General features: G+C 62.0%; 18 protein-coding genes. 3 read left to right on the top strand and 15 right to left on the bottom strand.

Annotated elements, in window-relative coordinates; translation table 11 throughout:
* Window positions 1-124 precede the first annotated feature (124 nt).
* Genes NR164_RS11860 through NR164_RS11840 form a run of 5 tightly spaced genes read right to left on the bottom strand, consistent with a single transcriptional unit; the run spans window position 125 to window position 4,057 of the window.
* Window positions 125-760 (bottom strand): SCO family protein, encoded by a 636-nt coding sequence (locus NR164_RS11860; protein WP_017849014.1) that lies wholly within the window; start codon window positions 758-760, stop codon window positions 125-127.
* Entirely contained in the window at window positions 757-1,656 is a 900-nt protein-coding gene (gene cyoE / locus NR164_RS11855) for a heme o synthase (RefSeq protein ID WP_046381540.1), read from the bottom strand. Before cyoE ends, NR164_RS11860 begins: the two co-directional genes overlap by 4 nt.
* Entirely contained in the window at window positions 1,644-2,723 is a 1,080-nt protein-coding gene (locus NR164_RS11850) for a heme A synthase (RefSeq protein WP_017849012.1), read from the bottom strand. Before NR164_RS11850 ends, cyoE begins: the two co-directional genes overlap by 13 nt.
* A 10-nt stretch (window positions 2,724-2,733) precedes the next feature.
* The gene (locus NR164_RS11845; protein WP_256822776.1) at window positions 2,734-3,327 is read right to left on the bottom strand and encodes a hypothetical protein; all 594 of its coding nucleotides are present in this window, start codon (window positions 3,325-3,327) and stop codon (window positions 2,734-2,736) included.
* Window positions 3,293-4,057 carry an SURF1 family protein gene (locus NR164_RS11840; protein WP_256822775.1) on the bottom strand — a complete coding sequence of 255 codons (765 nt, stop codon included), beginning with the start codon at window positions 4,055-4,057 and terminating at the stop codon, window positions 3,293-3,295. Before NR164_RS11840 ends, NR164_RS11845 begins: the two co-directional genes overlap by 35 nt.
* A 32-nt stretch (window positions 4,058-4,089) precedes the next feature.
* Here NR164_RS11840 and NR164_RS11835 point away from each other — a divergent pair, with 32 nt between their 5' ends.
* Complete coding sequence (locus tag NR164_RS11835; RefSeq protein WP_017849009.1) at window positions 4,090-4,293, top strand: twin transmembrane helix small protein; 204 nt, start codon at window positions 4,090-4,092, stop codon at window positions 4,291-4,293.
* A gap of 6 nt (window positions 4,294-4,299) precedes the next feature.
* Here NR164_RS11835 and NR164_RS11830 read toward each other — a convergent pair whose 3' ends face one another.
* From NR164_RS11830 to coxB, 4 genes are read right to left on the bottom strand one after another with little or no spacing between them, the layout of a single operon-like run.
* Window positions 4,300-5,187, bottom strand: coding sequence for a cytochrome c oxidase subunit 3 (locus NR164_RS11830; RefSeq protein WP_017849008.1), 888 nt, complete (start codon window positions 5,185-5,187; stop codon window positions 4,300-4,302).
* Window positions 5,188-5,222: 35 nt separating this feature from the next.
* A complete protein-coding gene (locus NR164_RS11825) occupies window positions 5,223-5,774 on the bottom strand; it encodes a cytochrome c oxidase assembly protein (RefSeq protein WP_026140285.1) in 552 nt (183 codons plus the stop codon).
* 43 nt (window positions 5,775-5,817) lie between these two features.
* Window positions 5,818-7,407, bottom strand: a complete 1,590-nt coding sequence (gene ctaD / locus NR164_RS11820) for a cytochrome c oxidase subunit I (protein ID WP_017849006.1) — start codon at window positions 7,405-7,407, stop codon at window positions 5,818-5,820.
* A 58-nt stretch (window positions 7,408-7,465) separates the two neighbouring features.
* Complete coding sequence (gene coxB / locus NR164_RS11815; protein ID WP_057004943.1) at window positions 7,466-8,593, bottom strand: cytochrome c oxidase subunit II; 1,128 nt, start codon at window positions 8,591-8,593, stop codon at window positions 7,466-7,468.
* A gap of 368 nt (window positions 8,594-8,961) precedes the next feature.
* Here coxB and NR164_RS11810 point away from each other — a divergent pair, with 368 nt between their 5' ends.
* On the top strand, window positions 8,962-9,609 hold the full coding sequence (locus NR164_RS11810) for a hypothetical protein (protein ID WP_057004942.1): 648 nt from the start codon (window positions 8,962-8,964) through the stop codon (window positions 9,607-9,609).
* Window positions 9,610-9,678: 69 nt separating this feature from the next.
* Here the strand turns inward: NR164_RS11810 and NR164_RS11805 are convergent, their stop codons facing one another.
* The 6 genes from NR164_RS11805 to NR164_RS11780 form a co-directional block, all read right to left on the bottom strand.
* Window positions 9,679-11,226, bottom strand: coding sequence for a SulP family inorganic anion transporter (locus tag NR164_RS11805; protein ID WP_017849003.1), 1,548 nt, complete (start codon window positions 11,224-11,226; stop codon window positions 9,679-9,681).
* A gap of 85 nt (window positions 11,227-11,311) precedes the next feature.
* Window positions 11,312-12,043 carry a carbonic anhydrase gene (locus NR164_RS11800; RefSeq protein ID WP_017849002.1) on the bottom strand — a complete coding sequence of 244 codons (732 nt, stop codon included), beginning with the start codon at window positions 12,041-12,043 and terminating at the stop codon, window positions 11,312-11,314.
* A 227-nt stretch (window positions 12,044-12,270) separates the two neighbouring features.
* The gene (locus NR164_RS11795) at window positions 12,271-13,329 is read right to left on the bottom strand and encodes a PA0069 family radical SAM protein (RefSeq protein WP_046381544.1); all 1,059 of its coding nucleotides are present in this window, start codon (window positions 13,327-13,329) and stop codon (window positions 12,271-12,273) included.
* Window positions 13,330-13,399: 70 nt separating this feature from the next.
* Entirely contained in the window at window positions 13,400-14,710 is a 1,311-nt protein-coding gene (locus tag NR164_RS11790; RefSeq protein WP_017849000.1) for a cytochrome c, read from the bottom strand.
* 12 nt (window positions 14,711-14,722) lie between these two features.
* Window positions 14,723-16,507: a GMC family oxidoreductase gene (locus tag NR164_RS11785; protein WP_026140283.1), complete on the bottom strand. Its 1,785-nt coding sequence runs from the start codon at window positions 16,505-16,507 to the stop codon at window positions 14,723-14,725.
* A gap of 2 nt (window positions 16,508-16,509) precedes the next feature.
* Complete coding sequence (locus tag NR164_RS11780; RefSeq protein WP_046381546.1) at window positions 16,510-17,262, bottom strand: gluconate 2-dehydrogenase subunit 3 family protein; 753 nt, start codon at window positions 17,260-17,262, stop codon at window positions 16,510-16,512.
* A gap of 281 nt (window positions 17,263-17,543) precedes the next feature.
* Between NR164_RS11780 and NR164_RS11775 the strand changes: the two genes are divergently transcribed.
* Entirely contained in the window at window positions 17,544-18,230 is a 687-nt protein-coding gene (locus NR164_RS11775; RefSeq protein ID WP_017848997.1) for a tyrosine-protein phosphatase, read from the top strand.
* The last annotated feature ends 3 nt before the right edge of the window (window positions 18,231-18,233 follow it).

Genomic DNA, 18,233 nt, shown 5'->3' with positions numbered 1-18,233 from the left:
ACCGCAGATCAAACAATGTGGGAGGGGGCTTGCTCCCGATAGCGGCAGTTCAGTCGATGCATACGTTGACTGACCCACCGCTATCGGGAGCAAGCCCCCTCCCACCTGTGTTTTGTGTTGCCTGTTATTTGCGCTGCAACAGCCCTGGCAACTGCGCCACCAGCTTCTGGTTGTTCAGCGGCGCACGAATGAACCCACGCTGGGTGCCATCCGGACCGATCAGCGCGAGGTTGCCACTGTGGTCGACCGTGTAGTTCGGCTTGGTCGTGTCCGCCGGAATGAACGGGATGCTCACCGCGTTCGACACCTTCTGCACATCGTCCACATTCGCGCCGGTCAGGCCTTCGAATTGCGGGTCGAAATAGCCCAGGTATTGCTTGAGCTGAGTCGGCGTGTCGCGGTTCGGGTCGACGCTGACCAGGATCACCTGCAACTTATCCACAGCCTCTTTGGGCAACTCGCTCTTGATCTGGCGCAGTTGGGCGAGGGTGGTGGGGCAGATGTCCGGGCAGAAGGTGTAGCCGAAGAACAGCAGGCTCCACTTACCCTTCAACTCGTTGACCAGCACCGGCTGGCCGTCCTGGTTGGTCATGGTCACCGGCGGCAATTGACGGCTTTGCGGCAGCAGGATGATGCCGGCATCGATCAAGGCGGTCGGGTCGCCCTGGCCCTTGCCCGAGAGCACTTTGTTGACGGTCAGGCCCATGATCAACGCGACAATGGCCACCAGAATGAAGACAGTTTTTTGAGTTCGGGTCATAGGTTCAACAGTAAGTAGTGGTCTACAAGCAGGGCGATAAACAGCAGGAACAGGTACCAGATAGAGTACTTGAACGTGTTGATCGCCGCGTGCGGCTGAGCGCCACGGTACAGCACCCAGGCCCATTGCAGAAAGCGTGCACCCAACACCAGCGCAGATCCGAGGTACAGCAGGCCGCTCATATGGATGACGTAGGGCATCAGGCTCACCGCCAGCAGGACGCAGGTGTAGAGCAGGATATGCACCTTGGTGTAGTGCTCGCCATGGGTGACCGGCAGCATCGGAATATCGGCCTTGGCGTATTCCTCCTTGCGGTGAATGGCCAGGGCCCAGAAGTGCGGCGGGGTCCAGGCGAAGATGATCAGCACCAGCAGCAGCGGCTCGGCGCTGACATGCCCGGTGACCGCAACCCAGCCCAACAGCGGCGGCGCCGCGCCAGCCAGGCCACCGATGACGATGTTCTGCGGCGTCGCGCGCTTGAGAAAGCCGGTGTAGATCACCGCATAACCGAGCAACGAAGCCAGCGTCAGCCAGGCCGCCAGCGGGTTGGTGAACGCCAGCAGCAGCGCCAACCCGGCAACAGCCAGAAACAAAGCAAAGGCCAGCGCCGCCCCGGGCGACACACGCCCCTGGGCGATCGGGCGCTTTTGCGTGCGCGCCATCAGCGTATCGATGCGCCGATCGACGACGTGGTTGACCACCGCCGCGCCACCGGCACACAGGGCGATCCCCAGGTTGCCGAAGATCAGCACCGCCCACGGCACCCCGGCGCGGGTGGCGAGGAACATGCCCACCAGCGAGGTGATGAGCATCAGCACCACCACCTTCGGCTTGGTCAGCTCCAGGTAGTCACGCCAGATCGCCTGGCCGTGACGCGCGCCGATCAAGGTCGCCATGGCATCTCTCCTTTGAGGGTGATAAGGCCCGATACGTGTTTACGCGGGCTGAAGCGCCAGCCGAACGGCATCTGGCGGCGCACCCGGACCAGGCTGGTACGGGCGTGGTAATTGACCAGTACCAGGGTCAGCAACAAGGCTGCGCCACCGGCGTTGTGACCGACCGCCACCGGCAGCGGCAGGTGGAAATACACGTTGCTCAGGCCCAGGCCGATCTGTGCCGCCAGGGCGATCAGCAGCAGGCCCGCGAGCCGGGTCATGCCCACCGCGCGCAGCTGCCAGGCCAGGCCCAGCAATACCAGGGTGACCAGCAGCGCGCCGATGCGGTGGGTCAGGTGAATGGCCGTGCGCGCGTCGCTGTCGAGCTGGCCGCCGAGGTAATTGGGGCCGATGTGCTGGGTCAGGTGGAAGCCATTGGCAAAGTCCGCCGCCGGCCACCACTGGCCATGGCAGGTGGGCAAATCGATACAGGCCACCGCCGCGTAGTTGGAACTCACCCAGCCGCCCAGCGCGATCTGGCCGATCACCAGCACCAGGCCGGCGGTGGCCCAATATTGCAGGCGCTTGGGCACGATCAGCGCGGGCAGCACGCCGGACAGGCGCAGGGTCAGCAGAAACAACAGGCTCAAGGTCGCAAAGCCGCCCAACAGATGCCCGGTCACCACTTGCGGCCAGAGCTTGAGCGTCACCGTCCACATGCCGAACGCCGCCTGGGCGAACACCACCGCCAACAGGAACAGCGGCAACTTCACCGGCTGGCCGGGGTCGCGCCGATGCCGCCACGAGCGCGCCGCCAGCAGCACGATCAGCAGGCCCAGGGTGCCGGCAAAGTAACGATGGACCATCTCGCTCCAGCCTTTGTCGGCCTCCACCGGCGTGTCCGGGAAATGCAGCTCGGCATGGGCCAACTGGGCATCGCTTTGCGGCACGCTGATAAAGCCGTAGCACCCTGGCCAATCCGGACAACCCAGGCCGGCGTGGGTCAGGCGCGTATAGGCGCCGAGCAATACGACAATCAGCGCCAGCAAGGTGGCAAACAGCGCGAGGCGAAATCCAGGTTTGGCCATGACGATGCCCTTATCCGATGTTCGACAGTTTCAGCAGGTGGCGCAGGTCGTTGAGCAAGTCCTTGCCCTTGACCGTCGTGTCGTAGCGCAGCACCAGGTTGCCGTGGGGATCGACGATCCACAGTTGCGCCTCGCCCGGTGCGCCGGCGGCTTTGCCGAAGGTCGTCAGGTCCAGCGGGTAGCGTTGCAATTGCGGGTATTCGGCCTTGAGCCTGGCCTCGTAATCGGCGCCGACCGGCTGCGCACTGGCCAGGGCATGACTGGCCCGGGACGCATCGCGGCCGAGGCCGATCTGCAGCTGCCGCGCCAGGTACACCAGTTGCCGACACTCGGCGGCGCAGGCGCTGGGCGCGGTGACGAGCAACTGCCAGCGCTGTTCGTCCGCCTGCACGCCGATATCGGCGCGGGTCTGGCCGTTGCCGATCAGTTCGCCGTGGTAACTGCGACTGTCCGGCACCCAGAACTGCAGCTTGTACATAAAGGTGGCGAGCGCCATCGGGCCGATCACCATCAGCAGGATCAGGATCAGCTGCCAGCGGCCTTTGCGCCGGTCGGGCGTCGCTGGCGCATCAGACATGTTGAGTGGATTCATGGCCGCTCCCATGGTGCTTCTCCTTTGCGTTGTGCCATCCGAGGTAGAGGTAAAGGCTGAGCAGCGCCAGCGCCATGGCGAACCATTGCACCGCATAGGCCAGGTGTTTTTCCGGGCCCATGGCAACGATGGGCCAGGTGGTGTCGTAGGTGCCGGGGCCGGCTTCGGCGCGCAGTTCGTAGGCAAAACCGCTGCGCCCCAGCTCGGCCCACAGCGTGGCCGGATGCAGCGCGGTGAGCAGGCGCGGCCAGTGCGTGGTCGCCGGGTCGGCGTGCAACTGGAAGGTTTCGCCGGGCGCGACATACACCCAGGCGTCAAGATTCACCGGCTGTTCCGGCGTGCTGAAGACGGGCGGCGCGCGCCGATCCGGCCAGGGCAACCAGCCGCGATTGAGCAGCAGCCACAAGCCGCTGGCCTGGTCGTGAAACGGTTGCAGCAGCTCGACGCCGGCCTTGCCATTACGCATGCGGTTGTCGAGCAACACACTGTGCTCGCCGTCGAATTGACCGCGCAGATGCACGCGACGGAAGGCCGGATCAGCCATGCTATCGAGTTGCGCACTGCCCACCGGCTCAGCGGCGCGGCGCTCGGCATAGCTGTCCACCATCAGCTGTTTTTCATGGCCCCGTGACAGTTGCCAGAACCCCAGGCCCACCATCAGCGGCAGCAACACGATCACCACCAGCGTCGGCGCGATACCGGGGCGAAAGCGCTGGATGGCACTGGCTATACTGGATTTCATCGCCCCTCCCCTATAAGCCCTGGAGCCAGACCATGCTCAAAGCCGCCATTGCCCTGATGCTGATCGCGACCGTCGCGAGCCTGTTCAGTGGCTTGTTCTTTCTGGTCAAGGACGAGGGCCACTCCAACCGCCTCGTCACCGCCTTGACCGTGCGTGTCGTACTGGCCGTGATCACCGTGGCGTTGATCGCCTGGGGCTTTTTCAGCGGCCAGTTGGTGTCGCATGCGCCTTGGTAGCGCGCCTCACAGCACATACACGAAGAAAAACAGGCCGATCCAGACCACATCCACAAAGTGCCAATACCAACTGGCCGCCTCGAAACCGAACTGGTGCTCGGCATTGAAGTGCCCGCGCAAGATACGCATCAGCATCACGAACAAAATAATCGTGCCGATGGTCACGTGGGCCCCGTGAAAACCGGTGAGCATGAAGAAGGTCGCGCCGTACACGCCGGAGCCCAATGTCAGGCCCAGCTCTTTGTAGGCGTGGATGTATTCCTCGGCCTGGAACCCAAGAAACCCCAGGCCCAGCAGCACCGTGATCGCCAGCCAGAGCTTCAGCGCACCGCGATGGCCTTTGCGCAGCGCATGGTGGGCGATGGTGATGGTCACGCTGGAACTCACCAGCAGGATGGTGTTGACCAACGGCAGGCCCCACGGGCTGATGGTGCCTTCGGGCGCGGGAAACAGCGTGGGATCGGGGTTGTTGAGCAGCGGCCAGACAAACTCGAAATTCGGCCACAGCATATGCGCGATGCCTTTGGAGCCTTCGCCCGCCAACCACGGCGCCGACATATGCCGCACATAAAACAGCGCACCGAAGAACGCGATAAAGAACATCACTTCGGAAAAGATGAACCAGGTCATGCCCCAGCGGAACGAGCGGTCCATCTGCGCGCTGTACAACCCGGCGCGGCTTTCCTTGATCACCGCGCCGAACCAGCCAAACAGCATGTAGGCCAGCAACAGGCCACCGACGAAAAAGATCCACGGCCCGTGGGATTCCGGGCGCGCAGCCTTCAGGTCGTTGAACCACACGCCCAGGCCATACACGGTGATCAGCAGGCCAACCGTGGCAATTATCGGCCATTTGCTTTGCGCTGGTACGTAGTACGTATCATGAGTCGACATGTATTCGCTCTCCTGATTGAGCGGGCAAACAGTAGCTAGCCGCCGCTATGGACAGCCACGGGCGGTTGGCGCGCGGTGATATCAAACAGCGTGTACGCCAGGGTCAAATGCTTCACATCCTTGGGCATGTCGCGATCGACAATGAAGCGCACCGGCATTTCGATGCGCTCACCGGGTTGCAGCACTTGCTGGGTGAAGCAAAAACACTCGGTCTTGTGGAAGTACATCGCCGCTTCAGCCGGGGAAATGCTCGGGATCGCCTGGGCGGTCATCGGCTTGTCGCTGGGGTTGTAGGCCACGAAGAGCATCTCGTTGACCGCGCCGGGGTTGACCACGATCTCATCGGCCTTGGAATGGAACTCCCAGACCATGTCGATGGCATTGGTGGACAGGAACTGCACCCGCACCTGGCGCGACGGATCGACGATCTGCTCGCCCTCATACTGCCCGGCCGTCTTGCCGTTGATGCCGAACGCCTTGCACATCACGTCGTAGATCGGCACCAGGGCAAAGCCGAAAGCGAACATCGCCAGCACCAGGATCAACAGACGGGTGACCAGGCGCTTGAGTGGCACGGAGTCAGCCATGGCGATCACCCGACAGTGTGGGAGGGGATTTGTGGAAGCCGGTTCATTTGACCTCCGGTGGCGTGGTGAAGGTGTGGTACGGCGCGGGCGAGGGCACGCTCCACTCCAGGCCTTCAGCGCCGTCCCACGGCTTGGCCGGTGCTGGCGGGCCGCCGCGGATGCACTTGATCACGATAAACAGGAAGAAGATCTGCGTGGCACCGAACATGAACGCGCCGATGGACGAGACCATGTTGAAGTCGGCGAACTGCAGGTTGTAGTCCGGCACCCGACGCGGCATGCCGGCCAACCCGACGAAGTGCATCGGGAAGAACGCCATGTTCATGCCCACGAAAGACAGCCAGAAGTGCAGCTTGCCCAGGGTTTCGTCGTACATGTGGCCGGTCCATTTCGGCAGCCAGTAGTAAGCCGAGGCGAAGATGCCGAAGATTGCGCCAGGCACCAGTACGTAATGGAAGTGCGCCACCACGAAGTAGGTGTCGTGGTACTGGAAGTCTGCCGGCGCGATGGCCAGCATCAAGCCGGAGAAACCGCCGATGGTGAACAGGATCACGAACGCCACCGCAAACAGCATCGGCGTCTCGAACGTCAGCGAGCCTTGCCACATGGTGCTGACCCAGTTGAACACCTTCACCCCCGTCGGGACGGCGATCAGCAGGGTGGCGTACATGAAGAACAACTCGCCCACCAGCGGAATGCCGACCACGAACATGTGGTGCGCCCACACGATGAACGACAGGAACGCGATACTCGCCGTGGCGTAGACCATCGAGGTGTAGCCAAACAGCGGCTTGCGCGAAAAGGTCGGGATGATCGAGCTGACGGCGCCGAAGGCCGGCAGGATCATGATGTACACCTCGGGATGGCCGAAGAACCAGAACACATGCTGGAACAACACCGGATCACCGCCGCCGGCGGCACTGAAGAAGCTGGTGCCGAAGTGGATGTCCATCAGCATCATCGTCACGCAACCGGCCAGCACCGGCATCACCGCGATCAGCAGGAAGGCGGTGATCAGCCAGGTCCACACGAACAGCGGCATTTTCATCAGGGTCATGCCCGGTGCGCGCAGGTTGAGAATGGTGGCGACCACATTGATCGCGCCCATGATCGAACTGATGCCCATCAGGTGGATGGCGAAGATGAAGAACGTCACGCTTTCCGGGGCGTAGGTGGTGGAGAGCGGGGCGTAGAAGGTCCAGCCGAAATTCGGCCCGCCACCCGGGGTGAACAGGGTCGAGACCAGTAGCAGGAACGCCGCCGGCAGCAACCAGAAGCTGAAGTTGTTCATGCGCGGCAGGGCCATGTCCGGCGCGCCGATCATCAGCGGGATCATCCAGTTGGCCAGGCCGACGAACGCCGGCATCACCGCGCCGAACACCATGATCAAGCCGTGCATGGTGGTCATCTGATTGAAGAACGCCGGCTCGACGATCTGCAGGCCGGGCTGGAACAGCTCGGCGCGGATCACCATGGCGAACGAGCCGCCGAGCAGGAACATGGTGAAGGCGAACCACAGGTACATCGTGCCGATGTCTTTGTGGTTGGTGGTCAGCACCCAGCGCATCAAACCCTTGGCGGGGCCGTGGGCATGGTCACTGGCGTGGCCATGGTCATCGATCACAGCGCTCATGGCCGTTCTCCTGCAAACGAGTGGGCGGGGCGGTTCAGCGCATTCGCAATGAAGTGAGTCATTTGCTTTCCGCCTGTTTCAGAGCCAGCACGTCTTTGGGCGTGACCATGTCGCCTTTGTTGTTGCCCCAGGCGTTGCGCTCGTAGGTCACCACCGCGGCGATATCCACTTCCGAGAGTTGCTTGCCGAAGGCGGCCATGGCGGTGCCGGGCTTGCCGAAGTAGACGCGGTGCAGGTGGTCTTCCTTGCTTCCGGTGGCGATCGGCGAGCCTTTGAGTGCCGGGAACATCGGCGGCAGGCCCTGGCCTTCGGCCTGGTGACAGGCCACACAGGTGGTGTGGTAGACCTTGTCGCCACGGGCGACCAGTTCGTCCAGCGTCCACTCCTTGGAGGTCAGCTCCTTGAGCTGAGCGGCCTCGGCCTTGCGCTCGCCGAGCCAGGTGTCGTAGTCGGCCTTGGACTTGACCTCGACCACGATGGGCATGAAGCCGTGGTCCTTGCCGCACAGCTCGGCGCACTGGCCCCGGTAGATGCCGGGCTTCTCGATACGGGTCCAGGCCTCGTTGATGAAACCGGGGATGGCATCGCGCTTGACCGCAAAGGCCGGCACCCACCAGGAGTGGATCACGTCCGCGGCGGTCACCAGAAAACGCACCTTGGCGCCCACCGGCAGCACCAGCGGCTGGTCGACTTCCAGCAGGTAATGTTCGCCTTTGGTGGCCTTGTTGTGGATCTGCTCGGCGGGAGTAGCCAGGTTGCTGAAGAACTCCACATCCTGGCCGAGGTATTTGTAATGCCACTTCCACTGATAGCCGGTGATCTGGATATCGATGTCCGATTCCGTGCTGTCGTAGATGTTGATCAGAGTCTTGGTCGCCGGAATGGCCATCGCCACCAGGATCAGCAAGGGCACTACGGTCCAGAGGATTTCCACGGTGGTGCTTTCGTGGAACTTGGCGGCCACCTGGCCCGTAGACCGGCGGTGAAGGATCATCGACCAGAACATCGCGCCAAATACGACAATGCCGATCACTACACAGATCCAGAAAATGGTCATGTGCAGGTCGAACACGGCGTGACTGACTTCTGTCGCCCCTGGCGCCATATTCGTTGTCCAGGCGGCATGCGCCTGACCGAATACTGACCACAACAGGAGGCCCATCCAAACATGTGGATGTCGCGTCATTGCGGGTTCCCCTTATCGTTCTTGTTATCCCGCCGGTGTGCACCTGCGTCGAAGGGAGCGGCTTCCATACTGCTTACAACCGCTTAGCCTCACCTGCTTATGCAGTCTGGCGTCATCAGCTAATCGCGTACAAAACCGAGTATAGACAGCACCTGCCACCCCGCAATGTGCAGGGGCAAATGAGCTGAAACAGACGGACGGGGCCCATAAGACCGGGGGGCGGAATCGTTTATCCGACGAACGATGGCAATTCGATATAACAGCGGCGCATAACCATGAAATAATTATGACAAATGCGTCTTAGACGCTTGTATAAACGAACTACCTTGTCCTTTCCCTTTTCCTACGCCTGCTTCACTGGAGCTTTCATGAACACCGCCGCATTGCGCGAGCAGATTTCCCTTGCCCATCAACACGAAGCCAGCACCGGCCAACTGGCCCAGCAACTCGAGAAACAATTACCGCACCTGCATTCGGCCATTACCCTGGCGGAGGGTGATCGTAACCTCGTCATGACACGCTTTGTCACTGCCTACGTCGACCTCGTCCCAGACCTGCTGGACGCCGCCAACGACGTAGCCCGCGAGGCCGGTATCGAAAGCCAGGTCAAGCCGGTACTGAAGATTGCCGAGCAGTTTTTCCTGCAACCGCCAGCGATTCTGGCGGGCCATATCGGTCTCGACGGCCTGCTGGACGAGGCCTACCTGGCCCATCGCCTGGTCGAAGAGGTCAATGACCTGTATATCAAGCATTTCGGCCAACCGTTGATTCCAGCGGACACCACCGTGGCCAATCTGATTGCCCATCAACTGATCGGTGAAACCTTTGCCAACCAGTTGGACGAAGCCGTACACCATGCGGTAGATGAAATGCTCAGCGAAGACAGCTTTGCGCTGGAATCGGTCGAGGCCTACCGCGAGCAGCTCAAAAGCCTGGCAACGGAAGCAGCGTGGAAGCGCTGGCCGTGCCTGTCGCGCAAGTTGGGCATTGAGTTGGAACTGGATCAGCAGGCCTGAGTCTTCGACCTGACGCTAAACACATGCGGGAGAGGGCAAGCCCCCTCCCGCATTTTTGATCCGGTTCCGTCAGTTGGTAAACGGCGCCGAACCGATCCCCGTCGTGGTCCGCACCCGACCTTCCAAGCGACGCTTCAACCCCCGCGCCTCGATCACCAGCTTCGCGCCCTTGGCCGCATTGGCCCGGCCCCACTCCTCCAGCAACTCCAGGCAAGAATGGTCGATGTAACTGAGGTTGTTCAGCGGTACATGCAGGGTGTTTCCCGCCGGCACCGTCGACAGCACACGGGTTAATGCCGGCACTTTCAGAAAAGTCGCCGCGCCGCTCAAACGCAATTCCATTTCACCGTGGCCGGGCAAATCGATCAGGCTGATTTTCAGGCGCGAAGCCTTGAACGCCAGTTTCAGCAACGTCAGCCCGAAACCCACCAGCACGCCGGTCAGCAGGTCGGTAAAGACGATCGCCAGCGCCGTGGCCGCGTAGGTAAACATCGGCATCCGCCCGTAGCGGCCCAACGCGCGGAACGCCTTGACGTCCACCAGCTTGATCCCGGTGTACACCAGAACGCCCGCCAGGCTCGCCACCGGAATGCTTTGCAGCACGCTCGACAGCAACAGCACGAACCCCAGCAGCCACACGCCATGGAACATCGCCGACAAGCGCGTGGTGGCGCCGGCCTGCACGTTGGCCGAGCTACGCACGATCACACCCGTCATCGGCAAGGCGCCGACCAGGCCGCAGAGCATGTTGCCCACGCCTTGCGCGGACAATTCCTTATCAAAGTCAGAACGCTGGCCACTGTGCATGCGGTCGACTGCGGCGGCCGAAAGCAGGGTTTCGGCACTGGCGATAAACGCCACGGCGAACGCGGCGATCAACAATTGGGGATCGGCCAGGTTCAGCAAGTCGCTGGGACGCAGCCAATCGATGGCGTCGGCGAGGTTTTCCGGCACCTCCACGCGCTTGACCTGCAACGCCAGTACCAAGCTGGCCAGCGTTGCCAGGCCCACACCCAACAAGGCACCCGGCACAAACCGCAGCGGTTGCGGGCGGAACTTATCCCACAGGTACATCACCAACATGGTCGACAGCCCCAGCAAACCGGCCTGCCAGCCAAGGCCGCCGCCCAGGGTAGGCACCGCCGCTGCCAACGCGGCCGGGAAGCCCGCCAGGTTGTCCAGCCCTGATGGCTGGGGCGCACCGTCGAGCATCACATGGACCTGCGACAGCACAATCAGCACGCCGATCCCCGCCAACATGCCGTAGACCACCGCCGGCGCCGTGACACGAAACCAGCAGCCCAGGCGCAAACGCCCGGCCAGCAGTTGCAGCAAGCCGGCCAGCAGCAGGATCGGCCCGAGCATCGGCATGCCGTGCTGGCGCACCAGTTCGAACACCAACACCGCCAACCCCGCCGCCGGCCCGCTGACTTGCAACGGCGACCCCGCCATCCAGCCCACCACCAGGCCCCCGATGATCCCGGTGATCAGGCCCTTGGCCGGCGGCATGCCGGAAGCGATCGCGATCCCCATGCACAAGGGCAGGGCGACCAGAAACACTACCACGGAGGCCAGCAGCTCCCGAGGCAACACAGCTTTTAATTGAGCAGCACGCATGATGACTCTCCCGAGGCATTCGCCGGGCGCGGCAAAGCCTGGCTGCATCCATGGCAGCCACCGCTCTACCCGGCAGGGAAGTGTGTTAGAAGCGCGCTTTAGGCGTCGCGGAGGGGATTGGTTCGGTGCCGTTCAGCGGTCGAAACGCCGCCTTTTCCGCATCGTAGGCGCGGATTTCACTGGTCTCGATGTTGTAGATCCAGCCATGGATAAACAAATGACCATTGGCCATGCGCGAGGCCACGGACGGGTGGGTGCGCAAATGCTGCAACTGGGCGATGACGTTTTCTTCGGTCAGCATCTTCATGCTCTCGCCTTCATTGGCGCAGTCGCAGTTGTCGTGAACCATGGTCTTGGCGACTTCGGCGTGCCGCAGCCAGGCCTTGACCGTCGGCATCTTCTCCAGGCTCGCGGGGTTGAGCACCGCGCGCATCGCGCCGCAGTCGGAGTGCCCGCACACGATGATGTGCTGCACGCCCAGGGCAAGGACCGCGTATTCGATGGCCGTGGAAACGCCGCCGTTCATCTGCCCGTAAGGTGGCACCACGTTGCCGACGTTACGGGTCACGAACAGGTCGCCGGGCGAGCTCTGGGTAATCAGCTCGGGCACGATGCGCGAGTCGGCGCAGGTGATGAACATCGCCCGAGGGTTCTGGGCCGTGGCGAGTTTCTTGAAGAGTTCTTCTTGCTGAGGGAAGACGTCGTGATGGAAATGCAAAAAGCCGTCAACGATGTGCTTTAGCGCTGCATCGGCGGACTCCGCCACTTGAGCGGCTGAAGCCGACGCAGCCAACGGCTGTTTATCCTTGTCACTCATGATTCATCCTCTTGATTAATGCAGGGGAGGGTTCAGGTCAATTCGACGCCGGGCCGATGGAATAGTTTTAGAACGCCGCAAAGCCGGGTGCCAACTCGTCAGTCACTCGCTGAACAAAGTAGCCGTCGAAACTTAACTCAAACTGAATCAACCGCTCTAGATCGCGGGTTTCAGTGATGTCAAAACGCGACCACCTCTACGATCACGGTGCGTGTTTGCCCAATAGTCTACAACAACGCCATCTGCCTGCCCGGTGGGCAGAACGCCGTGCAATCCAGATTGAAGCCTTCCCGACGGTCGAGCCCAAGGCGGCTGATTGCCTTGCTGAAGCGCTGCGCCAGCAGATCGGCAAACGGCCCCTCTCCGCGCATACGCACGCCGAAGCGACTGTCATACACGCCCCCGCCCCGCACCTGGCGTACCAGGCTCATCACATGGGCGGCGCGCTGCGGGTAATGCGCCGCCAGCCACTCCTCGAACAGCGGCGCCACCTCCAGCGGCAGGCGCAGCATCATATACGCGGCACTTTGTGCACCGGCTGCATGGGCTTCGGTGAGCAGGCTCTCCAGCTCGCTGTCGTTGATCATCGGGATCATCGGCGAACACAGCACCCCCACCGGGATACCGGCCTCGCGCATCACCCGGATCGCCCGCAACCGCGCCTTGGGCGCCGCCGTGCGCGGCTCCAGGATGCGCTTGAGTTCGTCGTCGAGGCTGGTGAGGCTGATCATCACCGCCACCAGCCGCTGGCGCGCCAGTTCGGTGAGCAGGTCGAGATCGCGCAGGATCAGCGAGCCCTTGGTGATGATGGTCACCGGGTGCCGATAGCGCAGCAGCACTTCGAGGGTTTGCCGGGTGATCTTGTACTCGCGCTCGATCGGCTGGTACGGATCGGTGTTGGAACCCAGGTTGATCGGCGCACACACGTAGCCGGGCTTGGACAGCTGCTGTTCGAGCACGTCGGCGGCGTTGGTCTTGGCGATCAGCTTGGTTTCGAAATCCAGCCCCGGCGACAGGTCCCAATAGGCATGGCTGGGCCGCGCATAGCAGTAGATGCAGCCATGCTCACACCCGCGATAAGGATTGATCGAGCGATCGAACGGCAAGTCCGGCGAGTTGTTGCGCGTGATGATGGTCTTGGCCGTTTCGATACGCACTTCGGTGCCCTGGGTCGGCGGCACCTCCTGGTACCAGCCGTCGTCCTCGGCCACGCTGACGGTGGGCGCGAAACGATTGTGCAGGTTGGTCGCCGTGCCCCGGCCACGGGGCGGCAGAGGTGCAGACATGAAAACGCCCCTATACTGTTTTTATATACAGTATAGGGGCGCAAGCTGGATGACCAGTGCCGTTTGGCGGTCAGTGCGGTTGCGTGACTTGCCCCAGGTCGTCGCCTGACGTCGTGTGCATGTCGTTCTTGCGCAGGTCGGCCACGTCACTGGCCTTCACCGCAGCACCTTTATTACCCCAGCTACCGCGCACGAAGCTGACGACATCCGCCACTTCCTGGTCCGACAGGCGCCAGGCAAACGCCGGCATGGTGAAGGTGGACGGCGCAGTGTGGGTGGCCGGCAAAGTGCCGCCGTTCAACACGATGTTGATCAGCGACGTGGCATCCGCCGTCTGCACCACCGGGTTGCCCGCCAGCGCCGGGAACACCCGCGTGTAGCCATGACCGTCGGTGCGATGGCAGGCGGCGCAGTTGTCGATATACACCGACGCGCCCGGCCGGCTGTCATCGCCTTTCCACAGCGCTTCGGCCACCTGCTTGTCGTACTGGTGCGGCGGGTTTTGAGGGTCCACCGCCGGCAGGCTCTTGAGGTAGCGGGCGATCGCGGTCAGGTCGTCCTGGGACATGTACTGCATGCTGTGGACGACCACATCGCTCATGCCGCCGAACACCGCGCTGCGATCACTGCGGCCGGTCTTGAGGAATTGCACCAGTTGCTCTTCGCTCCAACTGCCGAGGCCGTCCTTGTGGTCGCCACGCAGGCTTTTCGCGATCCAACCTTCCAGCGGCGCACTGCCGGACAAAAAAGCGCTGCCGTCGGCCGCACTCAAGGCTTTTTCCTGCATGGTCAGCGCCCGCGGCGTATGGCACGCGCCACAGTGGCCGAGGCCCTCGACCAAGTAAGCGCCACGGCTGATCACCGGATCGGCGCCCGCCACTTCCGGGGTATCCGCCACGGGCGGGGCAAACATCCAGCGCCACGCCGCCAACGGCCAACGCATGCTCAAAGGCCAGGGAATGTCACTGGCCCGGTTTTCCTGGGCGACCGGTTCCACGCCCTTCATGAAGTACGCATACAGCGCCTGCATGTCGCTTTCACTGACGCGGGCGTAAGACGGATAGGGCATCGCTGGGTAAAGCGTACTGCCACTCTTGGCGACGCCATGGCGCACGGCCTTGTCGAAGTCCGCGAAGCTGTAGGCGCCCAGGCCGGTCTTGTCCGGGGTGATGTTGGTGGAATAGATCACGCCGATGGGGGTCTCCATCGGCAGGCCGCCGGCGAACGGCTTGCCGCCCTTGGCAGTGTGGCAGGCGACGCAGTCGCCGGCGCGGGCCAGGTATTCGCCTTGCTTGATCAGGTCGGTGTCGGCGGCGCTCACCGAGCAGTTGCCGAGCAACGCCAGGGACGCCGCGAAGGAGGCGATAACACGTGCTTTCATGGTCATCGTTCCTTATGCCTGAACCAGTGGGCCGGGATTTTTCAGGTACTGCTCGCGAATCGCTCGCGCCGACCAGTAGGTCAACGCCGCCACCAGGCCGGTAGGGTTGTAACCTAGACCTTGTGGGAAAGCGGACGCACCGGGGACAAACACGTTGTGTACATCCCAGCACTGCAGGTAGCGGTTCAACGCACTGGTTTTCGGGTCGGTACCCATGATCGCGCCGCCGTTGAGGTGGGTGGTCTGATAGGACGCGGTATTGAAATGCTCACCGACCTTCTTGCCCAGCACGGCAATGGCCTTGGGGTTCATCGCTTCGGCGATCTTGCCCATTTTCTCGACCATGAAGCGGTTCATCTTGATGTCGTTTTCCTGCCAGTCGAAGGTCATGCGCAGCAGCGGCAGGCCGTAGGCATCGTGGTACACCGGGTCCAGATCGAGGTAGTTACCGCGGTAGGATTGATGCGCGCCGTGGGCATCCATCGACACCTGATGGGTGTAGTAATCAGCGGTGGCACGCTTCCAGGCGCTGCCCCACGCCGGAGTACCGGGTGGGTTGGAGGTGCCGGCGATCGGCCGACTGCCGGCCTGGTTGACCCACATCGGCGAGCCCCCGACGAAGCCATGGGGCCCGTGGTCGAAGTTGTCGGCGTTGAAGTCATCGATGGCCACACCATTGCCGCCAGCACCGATAAAGTTGTTGGTGTGGGTGTCCTTGTCGAAGAAGGCCTTGATGGTCGCCATGTTCTGGTAGGCGAAGTTCTTGCCTACCACGCCTTCGCCGCTGATCGGGTCGTAGGGCTTGCCGATCCCCGACAGCAGCATCAAGCGCACGTTATGGAACTGGAACGCGCCGAGAATCACCAAATCGGCCGGCTGCTCGCATTCCCGCCCCTGGGCGTCGATATAGGTCACGCCGGTCGCCTTGCTCTTGGTGCTGTCGAGGTTGACCTTGAGTACGTGGGAATTCGGCCGCAGCTCGAAGTTCGGCACCTGGCGCAACGCTGGCAGGATGTTCACGTTCGGCGACGCCTTGGAGTACATGTAGCACACGTAGCCACTGCAAAAACCGCAGAAGTTGCACGGGCCCATCTGCGCGCCGTAGGGGTTGGTGTATGGCCCCGAGGTATTGGCTGATGGCAGGTTGTAGGGTTTGTAACCGACTGCCGTGGCTGCTTTCTGAAACAGCTGCGCCGACACCGTGTTCTTCTGCGCCTCCAACGGGAACGGGTTGGAACGATCCGGCGCATACGGGTTGCCGCCACGGCCTTCGCCGACCAACTGACCGTTGACGGTCCAGGCCTGGCCGGAGGTGCCGAAGACTTTTTCGGCGTAGTCGAAAAACGGCTCCAGCTCTTCATAGCTGACGCCGAAGTCCTGGATAGTCATGTCCTTGGGAATGAAATGTTTGCCGTAGCGCTCTTCGTAGTGGCTGCGCATGCGCAACTCGATAGGGTCGACGCGAAAATGCACACCCGACCAGTGCAGCCCCGCACCGCCGACGCCGTTGCCCGGCAAAAAGGCGCCGAGCTGACGGTTGGGCAGGGCGACGTCATTCACGCTATGGCGAATCGTTACCGTCTCCTTGGAGATGTCCTGGAAGAGTTTTTTACGCACGCTGTAGGTCAATTCGTCGATGACCTGGGGATAGTTGCCGTCCGGGTAAGTGTCCTGCATCGGGCCGCGCTCTAGCGCTACCACGTTGAGGCCCGCTTCCGTCAGTTCCTTGGCCATGATCGCGCCAGTCCAGCCGAAGCCGACGATCACCGCATCCACTTTTTTCATGATGGTCGCCACGTTTATGCCCTCTCGCCGCGAATGGAAACCGCCGGGAAGGGGTATTGCTCGTTGCGCTCCACCCAATCCATGAAGTCGGCGCGGGCGCCGGGGAAGCCGATCATGGTCCAGCCGACCAGGCCTTTATTGCCGCCGTGGATCGGATCGCAGAAGAAGCCTTCCTTGGTGTTTTGCAGCAGCAAATTGAAGAACATCTTCGGCGGCACCGCGTCGAAATGGGCACTCACCTCACTACCGCCAGCCTCCAGGCGGCGCAGCATGTCATCCTGGGTAGCGCTGTCTTGCGCAGCAAAAGCCTTGCCGTTGAACGCTTTCGACCAGGCATCCGTCGCGGCAATGCCCAGGCGATAGATGACCTTGGGTACCAACTTGCTCTGCCAGCCCATTTCCGGCGCGGCGTCGGCGTTGAACGGACCTTGCATGAACCACAGCGCGCCACTGGCGTAGGGCGTGTTCATCTGGCGGTCGATGTATTCCGCCGCACCGGCCTCCAGGGCGCCAGGGCCTTGGGCATCGGCGGGGATCAGGCGCGCCACGGCGGCGTTGATGAATGCCCATTCTTCGGCGCTGAAATAGCTCGGCTCATACGCCTTGTCGCTGACCGGCGGCGGAGCGGGGCTGGCTTGGGCCGGTGCGGGCGCGGCCATCAGCATCGAACCGCCAAGGCCGGTGCTGGCAACCGTGACCACCGGGATCAAGGTCAAGGATTTGCGCAAAAAGTCACGCCGGGGGTTGTCTTGATCTTGATCAGACATGGGTGTACCTCATCATGTGGTCACGGGTTTATCAGCCGCTTCTAGGAGCAGCTTGTGGTTTGGCAGCAGCAAGGTGGACCCCACCGATCCAAGCAGATAGAACGTAGCGGCAATCAATAGTTACAAATGATAGCAGGCTAAGTATAAAGAGAATCGATTCAGCGTCAAAACTGCACCATCGACGGTGATTCACAATTCTTTGACGCGCCCCTCACACCCCATTGACCGCGCCTGGCCGACTCTTGGCATCACCCGCCAACCCCCTATCGGTTACGTCGCCCATGTTCAATCATCAATGGCTACCGGCCCTCGGCCTTGCGTTCCTGGCACTGTTCACCAGCGCTCACACCTGGGCGGACGACAGCACATCCCTGCGTTCCCCCGAATGGGCGCAGCCGGTCGGCAATCAATACAACCTGCACCAGATGACGCCCACCCTCTACCGCAGCGCGCTGCCGGACAGCAATGCCGTGCCTCTGCTGGAAAAACTCAAGGTCGGCACGGTGATCAACTTTCTGCCGGAGTCCGACGACAGCTGGCTAAAAAATTCTGATATCCGACAGATTCAGCTGATTTATCGTACAAATCATGTCGATGACGCTGACGTGCTGGCCGCACTGAGGGCGATCCGCGACTCCGAAGCCAACGGTGCAGTGCTGATGCACTGCAAGCATGGCTCAGACCGCACCGGCCTGATGGCGGCGATGTATCGCGTGGTGGTTCAGGGCTGGAGCAAGGAAGAGGCGTTGAACGAAATGACCTTGGGCGGCTTCGGCAGCAGCAAGGGCTTCAAGGACGGCGTTCGCTACATGATGAAGGCCGATATCGACAAGTTGCGCACAGCCTTGGCCAATGGCGATTGCAGCACCAGCGCGTTTGCCCTGTGCTCGGTGAAAAGCTGGTTCAACACAGCCGGCAACAGCCATGTCGAACCTCTGAAAAGCACGCTGACGCTGACAACCCCCTGACAG

The organism is Pseudomonas sp. Pse79 (assembly GCF_024519615.1).
GTDB classification, from domain to species: Bacteria; Pseudomonadota; Gammaproteobacteria; order Pseudomonadales; family Pseudomonadaceae; genus Aquipseudomonas; species Aquipseudomonas veronii.
Note: the sequence above shows the minus strand (reverse complement) of the source record. Positions and strands in the feature narration are given on the sequence as shown.